Source organism: Escherichia sp. E2748 (assembly GCF_005781125.1).
GTDB lineage: Bacteria > Pseudomonadota > Gammaproteobacteria > Enterobacterales > Enterobacteriaceae > Escherichia.
The window spans coordinates 1-1851 of sequence record NZ_VATP01000051.1 but is presented as its reverse complement, the minus strand read 5'-3'; the positions used below and the strand labels follow the sequence as shown (position 1 = coordinate 1851).

Below are 1851 nucleotides of genomic sequence, written 5' to 3'. Positions count from 1 at the left end.
TTGGTTTGGGAGAAGCGGCAAAACGGGAGGTTGGAACCGGGGTAAATCAGATCCCGGATATGGCTAGCTTCACGTCGGGGCCAGGCTGGATGAAATTTCCGGATGGTACAATCATACAGTTTGGCGTCAGTATTGCAGGGCCAATCGGCTATCCAACAACTGTAAACTTCCCGATTCCTTTTACATCTGGTTATCGTATTGCCACGTCTTTTGACAGTGCAGTTAACGGTGCGACAGATTGCCCTGCCTTTGCGACAACTCCGGCAGGAGGCGGACTACTTGCATTTTATTTAATGAGTTCTCGTACTGGCGGAACGGGTGCTGGCGCTAACTGGATTGCAATAGGGAAATAAAAATGAACAAATATATTTATGATGCAAAAACTAACGCCTTCTATCCGTTGGCTTTGAAATTACATTATGAATCCGTGGGGTTATGGCCAGAAAAAGGCGTGGAGGTTGATGAAGAAACTTTTTCTGCATTTCAGAAGCCACCAGAGGGAAAAATGAGGATTGCGGATGATGATGGTTATCCCGTATGGGGTAATATTCCGCCACTGGAACCTGAAGAACTGATAAAAATGGCAGAATACGAGCGTCAGAAGCGCATAGATACTGCCAACGAACACATGAACAGCAGGCAATGGCCTGGTAAAGCAGCTATTGGTCGTCTGAAAGGTGAGGAACTGGCGCAATATAATTTGTGGCTGGATTATCTGGACGCACTGGAAGTGGTCGATATTTCCAGTGCTCCAGATATTGAATGGCCTACGCCTCCGGCAGTTCAGGCCAGATAACATCCGGCGCTGTGCTGGTATCTGTTGCCGTCACCGCGTCAATGTAATCCAGCACAGTGTTAAGTCGGGTGGTCTCTGCCTGCATCAGCTTCCGCCCGGCCTGCAATTTCAGTTGAATCAGACTAATGGAAGCCATTGCAGTTTCAATCATTGACTGACGCTGTGTTTCTGCCGTTTCTACTGCGACGTGATGTAGCTCCTCAGTATCTGTCACCCATTTCTCACCATCCCATTTATCGTATGGCGTTGACGGGGCGATAGTGGTTGTATTTTCAGGGTAATCACCCGGAGTTTTGATTTCTTTTGATTCCCCTGTTTCGGTGCTATAGACAATTTCACCACGATGGTCTGACACATATTCCCATGATTTTAAATCCACAGAACGGCAAATTGTATAACCAGCCTTATGTGTACCTGGAGCGTCTAAACAGGAATATGCCGGAATACCGACACCCACAGCAAGATATTCAGTTGATGCAGAAATATATTCCCGCGTCTCACTGTCATAGTTGTAAACGATAATGTTTCCTTCCTGCACGGCAATAAGTTCGTTATTTAATACCGCGTGATTCATTATGCAGCCCTCACAATAAAGTTAAATGCAATATTGCGCGGTCGTGTTTCGTTCCCGCCCGTGTTACCAATACTTCCTCGTGAATGCAACCTCGGAGCCGGAATAAGGGTTCCCCCTGTAAAAACGGCGTCAAGCCCCCGACCTTGTGTGTATGTGTTCTGAAAAATTGTAGCCAGCTCCCATTCTTCACCTGAATCATAGCCATCGTTGGCAACAACAATATGGCGGTGCTTCTCCAGCATCCCAGCCTGAATGCTCAATAAAGCACGTCCTGCATCAATGCCACGTCCGTCATCCCAGCCACGAATAAACTCACCACGTAAATCAGGCAGTTTCCCTGAAGGGTATGCTTTGGCAAGGTTGGGATATTTCACCTTATCAAAGGTAGCACCATTACATTTCAGCCAGCCTGTTGGCGGAGTGGCGGAAGGCCACGGAACAGGCACACCAACGGGTAATGCCGAACCTTCTCCCAAACCAA

General features: G+C 47.6%; 3 protein-coding genes and 1 pseudogene. 2 read left to right on the top strand and 2 right to left on the bottom strand.

All coding sequences use genetic code 11. The annotated features are described in order from the left end of the window. A pseudogene (locus FEK42_RS22645) lies at nt 1–353 on the top strand (hypothetical protein); the annotation flags it as partial. A 2-nt stretch (nt 354–355) separates the two neighbouring features. Continuing rightward, entirely contained in the window at nt 356–796 is a 441-nt protein-coding gene (locus FEK42_RS22640) for a tail fiber assembly protein (protein ID WP_135492003.1), read from the top strand. Here the strand turns inward: FEK42_RS22640 and FEK42_RS22635 are convergent. Both FEK42_RS22635 and FEK42_RS22630 read right to left on the bottom strand, forming a co-directional pair. Then, nucleotides 768–1370: a tail fiber assembly protein gene (locus tag FEK42_RS22635; RefSeq protein WP_135492002.1), complete on the bottom strand. Its 603-nt coding sequence runs from the start codon at nt 1368–1370 to the stop codon at nt 768–770. The two genes, FEK42_RS22640 and FEK42_RS22635, sit on opposite strands and share 29 nt — an antisense overlap. Then, nucleotides 1370–1851, bottom strand: a 482-nt coding sequence (locus tag FEK42_RS22630; protein WP_138211986.1) for a phage tail protein, incomplete at its 5' end; no start/stop codon positions are given. The genes FEK42_RS22635 and FEK42_RS22630, both read right to left, overlap by 1 nt.